The 6,376-nt window shown below is 73.8% G+C and carries 7 protein-coding genes; 4 read left to right on the forward strand and 3 right to left on the reverse strand.

What is annotated here, in order from left to right; translation table 11 throughout:
• From ABD254_RS02260 to ABD254_RS02270, 3 genes are all read left to right on the forward strand, one after another.
• Positions 1–2,067 (forward strand): hypothetical protein (locus tag ABD254_RS02260; RefSeq protein WP_344245208.1); only part of this gene is annotated, 2,067 nt, incomplete at its 5' end.
• Positions 2,068–2,181: 114 nt separating this feature from the next.
• On the forward strand, positions 2,182–2,808 hold the full coding sequence (locus ABD254_RS02265) for a ClpP family protease (protein ID WP_344245210.1): 627 nt from the start codon (positions 2,182–2,184) through the stop codon (positions 2,806–2,808).
• Complete coding sequence (locus ABD254_RS02270) at positions 2,808–3,419, forward strand: ClpP family protease (RefSeq protein WP_344245212.1); 612 nt, start codon at positions 2,808–2,810, stop codon at positions 3,417–3,419. The genes ABD254_RS02265 and ABD254_RS02270 overlap by 1 nt, the downstream gene beginning before the upstream one ends.
• Here the strand turns inward: ABD254_RS02270 and ABD254_RS02275 are convergent.
• The 3 genes from ABD254_RS02275 to ABD254_RS02285 are packed head-to-tail and all read right to left on the reverse strand — an operon-like array spanning position 3,416 to position 5,327.
• Complete coding sequence (locus ABD254_RS02275; RefSeq protein WP_344245214.1) at positions 3,416–3,967, reverse strand: YciI family protein; 552 nt, start codon at positions 3,965–3,967, stop codon at positions 3,416–3,418. The two genes, ABD254_RS02270 and ABD254_RS02275, sit on opposite strands and share 4 nt — an antisense overlap.
• 18 nt (positions 3,968–3,985) lie before the next feature.
• The gene (locus ABD254_RS02280; protein WP_344245216.1) at positions 3,986–4,375 is read right to left on the reverse strand and encodes a helix-turn-helix domain-containing protein; all 390 of its coding nucleotides are present in this window, start codon (positions 4,373–4,375) and stop codon (positions 3,986–3,988) included.
• A gap of 10 nt (positions 4,376–4,385) precedes the next feature.
• Complete coding sequence (locus ABD254_RS02285) at positions 4,386–5,327, reverse strand: EamA family transporter (RefSeq protein ID WP_344245218.1); 942 nt, start codon at positions 5,325–5,327, stop codon at positions 4,386–4,388.
• Positions 5,328–5,398: 71 nt separating this feature from the next.
• On the opposite strand from ABD254_RS02285, the gene ABD254_RS02290 reads away from it, so the two are divergent.
• Positions 5,399–6,364, forward strand: coding sequence for a LysR family transcriptional regulator (locus ABD254_RS02290; RefSeq protein ID WP_344245220.1), 966 nt, complete (start codon positions 5,399–5,401; stop codon positions 6,362–6,364).
• Positions 6,365–6,376 lie beyond the last annotated feature (12 nt).

The raw sequence follows: 6,376 nt of genomic DNA on the forward strand, positions 1-6,376 counted from the left end.
GCGGGGACCCTCGACCACATGCTGCGACGGTGGAAGGTGTACAAGGCCGGCAGCCCGAAGCTGAGCTGGGCCGACTGGAAGGCCTCGTACGTCCCCAACCAGGCGAACGACGCCCGCGGCGACGCGTACCACCGGAACGTGGCCAAGCGGCTCAAGCTGCGGGGCGCGGACTGGATGTGCGAGGACAACCGCCTGTGGAAGGAGGAGGGGCTCTCGAAGGAGCGCAGGTTCGACTCCGTCAACCGCAAGCTGAAGATCGCCTACGAGGTCAAGTCGGGCAACTCCCGCATCACCGACCGCCAGCTCAGGCTCGACCGTGAGCTCACCCGCAAGGGCTGGAAGGTCGTGTACATCACCAGCCGCGAGCTCCGGCAGCCGACGTTGGACCGGATGGCCCGCCACGGCGTCCAGCACGCGACGCTGCGCTCGACCGCGGTGCTGACCAACCCGAGCAAGCCCACGGGCGGGCAGCTCAGCCCCAACCCGCAGCAGCCGACCGGGGGCGCCGCCAAGGATCTCGCGAACCGGTCGGGCAAGAGCCTCTCCGACGCCCGCGCGCGGCAGCAGGTCCAGAACGACCTCACGAACGACTCCCGCCGCAAGGACTTCTCCCCGCGCCGGCCCGGCGGCATCGACTGGACCTCGCTCGAGCTGCACTACGTCTCCGAGACCCCGCAGAGCGGGGACTTCCAGTACGCGTTCTCCGCCGGCGAGCTCGCGGACGACGGCGAGGCGGAGCCGTCGTTCGGGGGCGAGGCCGCGCTGAACCTCTCCTCCGACGCGCTCTTCACGTGGCTGGCGCTCGACCCCAGCCAGTTCTGGGTGAACCTCAACCCGGACACCCCCGACACCGTGATCGACGAGGAGTTCGCCACGACCGACGCGGGCCGCGTGCTGCTGGAGGCGGACCTCGAGCTCAAGCGCGCGCACACCGACCTCATGCGGCCGGAGAGCGAGACCGGCGCCGAGTTCTGGGAGTCCCTGGAACGGACGGAGGACGGCGTGCCGTGCTTCGACTCCTACCGCATCTGGATCGAGCCGCACGCGGCGACCGTCCGCGTCGACGGCGACCAGCTGTACATCCTCGACGCTCCGCTGCGGGTGCAGCACGAGCGGATGGACATCCAGTCCCCGCGGCCCGGCGGTCCGGGCTGCACCGCCCCCGAGGCGATCCTCGAACGCAACTTCGAGGTCATGCAGGAGGTTCTCGAGCCGGAGCTCGAGGAGGAGGTGAACACCGCCCCGGAGTTCGCCGACCTGCGCCGCGTCTACACCGCGCGCGTGGCCGCACAGTGGCTGCGTGAGCGGGACGCCCGGCGCCCGGGGGCGTTCCACGACATCATCCGGGCCGGCGACGTCTCCGACTGGCCGGCGCGCACCGAGTGGGACCCGCAGCCGATCTTCGACGAGTACGTCGAGGACTTCCAGACGGTGCAGTTCCGCTACGAGTGGGAGAACGAGCAGGGCGAGTTCTGGATCGAGGTCGGCGGAGGCGTCGACTTCGCGCGGTCGCCGCGCGACCCGGTGTCCACGGAGCGCTTCGAGCGCGAGCACCCCGCCCTCCCGAGGACGGTGCGCAGCTCGGCCCACGAGGCCGTGAGCACGCCGGTCGCGGCCCAGCCCGGCGACGCGGTCGGCACCTTCGCCGAGGACACGCAGAGCGTGGCGTGGCTCGGCGGCGGACCTGTGGTCCAGGAGCCCGACCCCGGCCCGGGCCCGAGCGACCCGCCGGACGAGCCCGACCCGACGGACCCGCCGGGTGACGGCGACGGCCCGGGCGGTAACGGCCCGGGCGGCAGCGACCCCGGCGACAACGGTGGCGGCGGCGGTGACGACGACGGTGGCGGCGCCGACGACGGCCGTGACGACGGCACGTCGCGCGGCGACCGCGATCCCCAGCCGCCGCCCGGCGCGATGCCCGACGTCGCCCCCGGCGACGTGGTCGCCGAGTCCGGCCCGATGCCCGCCACGGGCTTCGACCAGGCCTGGCTGGTGCCGGTCGCGCTCGTGCTCGTGCTGGGCGGGCTCGCCCTGGTGCTGCTGCGTCGGCGGCTCGGCGGACGCTGACCGTCCGCCGGGGGCCGGCCGAGAACGGTCCGCCCGGAGCGCGTCTGCCGTGGGCAGATGCGCTCCGGGCAGATATCCCTCCCGCGGCCGGGCGCGGCGGCGCACGGTGGACGCATGAGCACACCCACCCTCAGCAACCCCACCCCACCGGCCCAGGCCGCGTTCGACGACCAGCTCTCCGTGCGGCTGCTGCACCAGCGCATCGTCGTCGTCGGCAGCGAGATCGACGACGCCGTCGCGAACCGCGTCGTCGCGCAGCTCCTGCTGCTCTCGGCGGAGGACCCGACGTCCGACGTCGCCCTGTACGTCAACTCCCCCGGCGGCTCCGTGACCGCGGGGCTCGCCGTCTACGACACGATGCGGCTGCTGCCGAACGACGTCGCCACGGTCGGCTTCGGCTTCGCCGCGAGCATGGGCCAGTTCCTGCTCACGGCGGGGACGAAGGGCAAGCGGTACGCCCTGCCGCACACCCGCGTGATGATGCACCAGCCGTCGGCCGGCATCGGCGGGACCGCCGTGGACATCGCCATCCAGGCGGAGAACCTCGAGCACACCAAGCGGGTGATGCACGAGCTCACCGCCCAGCACACGGGCCACACCGTCGAGCAGGTCGCCGCCGACAGCGACCGGGACCGCTGGTTCACCGCCGCCGAGGCGCTCGAGTACGGCATCGTCGACCGCATCGTCGAGTCCGTCGAGGACGTGCGGCCCGCGGCCGCCGGCCGGAAGGCGGGGCTGTGATGTCGAGCTACACCATCCCGAACGTCGTCGAGCGCACCCCGCTCGGCGAGCGGTACTCCGACGTCTTCAGCCGGCTGCTGCGCGACCGCATCGTCTTCCTGGGCACCGAGATCGACGACGGCGTGGCGAACGTCGTCATGGCGCAGCTGCTGCACCTGGAGTCCGAGGCCCCCGAGCAGGAGATCGGCCTGTACCTCAACTCCCCCGGCGGCTCCGCGACGGCCATGACGGCGATCTACGACACGATGCAGTACGTGCGCTGCGACGTGGCCACGACGTGCATGGGCCAGGCGGCGTCGGCCGCGGCCGTGCTGCTCGCCGCCGGCACCCCCGGCCGGCGGACCGTGCTGGAGCACTCGCGCGTGCTGCTGCACCAGCCGTCGGGCCAGGGCCAGGGGACGGTCTCCGACCTGGCGATCCAGGCCAAGGAGGTGCTGCGGCTGCGCGCCGAGACCGAGCAGCTCCTGGCCCGGCACACCGGCCAGACGGTCGAGCGGCTACGGGCGGACACCGACCGGGACCTGATCCTGTCCGCCCACGAGGCGGTCGACTACGGCATCGCGGACGCCGTCGTCACGACGCGCAAGCAGTCGGCCCGCGCCGCGGCCTAGGGACGCCCGCCGAAGTACCAGTGGTGGACCTCGACGACCGCGTAGCGGTCCGCGACCAGCACGTCGCGTGCCTCGACGGCGCCGGCGGCCTCGACCAGCACCGCCGTGCCGAGGACGGCGGCGCCGTCGTCGGACAGGAGCGGCCCCGCCGCGACGAGGCCCTCCTGTCCGGCCGGCGCGGCCGGCGCCTCGCCGCTCCCCCGCCAGCCGAGGCCGAGGACGAGGTACCGGTCGTCACCGTCCGGGCCGCCGGCGAAGTCCCACATGGTGCGTCCGAGCGTGTTGTGCCACCGGCGGAGCAGCACGTCCCGGTAGGCGCCGGCCTGGTAGTTGGGCTCGTCGAACGCGAACGCGCGTGCGGCCTCGGGGTTCGGCAGGTCGAGGATGTGCACGCTGCCGGTCGGCGTCCGGCCGTCGTCGGCCATCGTCGGGCCCCGCGCGATCATCCGGCTTGCGAACCCGTCCATGTAGGCCAGGTGCTCGTCGTTGAGCCTCTCGCGCAGTGCGGCCGAACCCGGTCGGTCCCGGTGATAGCAGAAGAACTCCATGCTGCCCGACGGTAGCCGTCAGGCGGCGAGGGTGACGGTGTCCGACGTCGTCGCCGAGCGCACGTGGCGCGCGGACGTCGGGAGCACCGGCGACGACCCGGCCGGCACCGAGGTGAGCACCCGGACCTGCTGCTCGACGCTCGCGGCGAGCGCGTCGTGCGCCTGGGCGACCAGGTCGACGAGCCGGATGCCGAGCGCGGTGCACACGGCGGCCAGCACCTCCGACGACGCCTCCTTGCGGCCGCGCTCCACCTCCGACAGGTACGCGGTGGACATCCGGGCCGCGGACGCGACCTCCTGCAGCGTCCGGCCCTGCCGCAGCCGGGCGCGGCGCAGGATGGCGCCCACCAGGTGCCGCAGGAGCGGCTCGCGCACGTGCTGGGTCCCGCCTCCAGTGACCAGGGTCATGCCGACGACGCTACCCGCGTCCCGCCCCCGAGGGCTCGGGGGCGGGCGCACCGGGCCCGCCTTCTGCTACGGGCAGAAGCCGACGCGCGCGGGCCCGCGTGCTGCCCAGCAGCACCCCGCCCACGACGAGCGCCGCGCCCGCGCCCTCGGCCACCGTGACGCGCTCGCCGAGGATCAGCCAGGCCGCCGTCATCCCGACCACCGGGACGAGCATCGAGAACGGCGCCACCACGCCGGCCGGGTGCCGGGCCATGAGCCACGTCCACACGCCCGAGCCCAGCACCGTGCCGACCAGCACCGTGTACGCGAGACCGACCAGGGCGCCCACGGCGCCGGGCTCGTCGAACGAGGTGAGCGACGCAGCGATCTCGTGGGGCCCCTCGACCACCAGGGACAGGGCGAGCATCGGCACCGGCGGCACGACCGACATCCACAGGGTGAGCCGCAGCGGGCTCTCCGGTCGGGCCTGCCGGTTGCAGACGTTGCCGATCGCCCAGCCGAACGCGCCGGCGAGCGTGAGGAGGAACGGCACGACGCTCGCGTTCTCGGCCCGCTGCCACGCCACGAGCGTGAGCCCGCCGACGGCGACCAGGATGCCGAGCATCTGCCGCCCGCTCACCCGCTCGCGCAGGAACGTCGCGCCCAGCAGCACGGTGAACGGCCCCGACATCTGCAGCACGAGAGAGGCCAGGCCGGCCGGCATGCCGGCCGACATCCCCCAGTACAGGAACAGGAACTGCAACGTGCCGAAGCCGAGGCCGTAGCCGACCAGCCAGCGCACCGGGACGCGGGGCCACGGGACGAACAGCACGGTCGGGACGGCGATGACCGCGAAGCGCAGGGCCACGAGGAACATCGGCGGGAAGTGCTCGAGGGACGCCTCGATGGCGATGAAGTTCAGACCCCACATGAGGGCGACGAGCGCGGCGAGCAGCCGGTGGCGGGCGGGCATGCGACCAGCCTCGGCCGAGTCACGCTTAAGGACAAGCGACAATCAGTTCATCGTATTTGTAGGCTGACTTCATGGACGTCCGCCATCTGGAGCTGCTCCGCGAGCTCGCCGACCGCGGCAGCGTCACCGCGGTCGCCCGCGCCACGCACCGCACGCCGTCGGCCGTCTCCCAACAGCTGCGGACCGCGCAGCGCGAGCTGGGCACGGCCCTGGTCGAGCCGGCGGGGCGCGGTGTGCGGCTCACCGAGGCGGGCCGCCTGCTGGCCGAGGGCGCGACGAGCGTCGCTGCCGCCGTCGAGGAGGTGCAGGCGCGCTGGGACGCGTTCCGCGGCGAGCCGTCCGGGACCGTGAGCGTCGCGGCGCTGCCGAGCGCGGCCACGTTCCTGCTGCCGGGCGTGGTGCGCGACCTCGCGGGCACGGCGATCACGCTGCGCTGCACCGACACCGACATCGCCGAGGCGGAGTACGGCGGGCTCACCGCCGACCACGACGTCGTGATCGCGCACAGCCTCACGAGCGTCCGGCCCGCCGGCACCGACGGGCTCGTCGTGGTGCCCCTCGCCCGCGAGCCCCTCGACATCGCGATGGCGGCCGACCACCCGCTCGCGGCCCGCGACGTCGTGCACCCCGCGGACCTCGTGGACTGCGACTGGATCGGCGTCCCGGTGGGCTTCCCGTTCGACACCGTGCGGCAGACGGTCGAGCAGGCCACCGGGACCCGCCTGCGGATCACCCAGCGGCTGCGCGACAACCGCCTCATCGAGGCGCTGGTCGCCAGCAGCCGGCACGTCGCCGTGCTGCCCCGGTTCACCACGCCGACCGGCGACGCGCTCACGCTGCGCGAGCTGTCCGGGGTCGCATCCGCGCGGCACGTCTCCGCCGTCCTGCGCCCCGACCGGGCGCAGCGGCTCGCCGTGCGCCGCGTCGTGGAGGCGTTCGCCCGGGCGGGGGCCGCCGTGACGACGTCGATGACGCGCGACGTGCCCCCGCCCGGGTTCGAACCGGTTCCAACGCGGTGTGGCGACGCACTCACCTGAGCCAGAAAGCCC

This window comes from Isoptericola hypogeus, from assembly GCF_039531145.1.
Lineage (GTDB): Bacteria > Actinomycetota > Actinomycetes > Actinomycetales > Cellulomonadaceae > Isoptericola > Isoptericola hypogeus.

Bases quoted from the DNA above. Each gene is read 5' to 3' on its own strand.
- ABD254_RS02280 (WP_344245216.1), bottom strand. From the start codon at position 4,375: ATGACCCTGGTCACTGGAGGCGGGACCCAGCACGTGCGCGAGCCGCTC.
- ABD254_RS02285 (WP_344245218.1), bottom strand. From the start codon at position 5,327: ATGCCCGCCCGCCACCGGCTGCTCGCCGCGCTCGTCGCCCTCATGTGG.
- ABD254_RS02275 (WP_344245214.1), bottom strand. From the start codon at position 3,967: ATGGAGTTCTTCTGCTATCACCGGGACCGACCGGGTTCGGCCGCACTG.
- ABD254_RS02270 (WP_344245212.1), top strand. From the start codon at position 2,808: ATGTCGAGCTACACCATCCCGAACGTCGTCGAGCGCACCCCGCTCGGC.
- ABD254_RS02290 (WP_344245220.1), top strand. From the start codon at position 5,399: ATGGACGTCCGCCATCTGGAGCTGCTCCGCGAGCTCGCCGACCGCGGC.
- ABD254_RS02265 (WP_344245210.1), top strand. From the start codon at position 2,182: ATGAGCACACCCACCCTCAGCAACCCCACCCCACCGGCCCAGGCCGCG.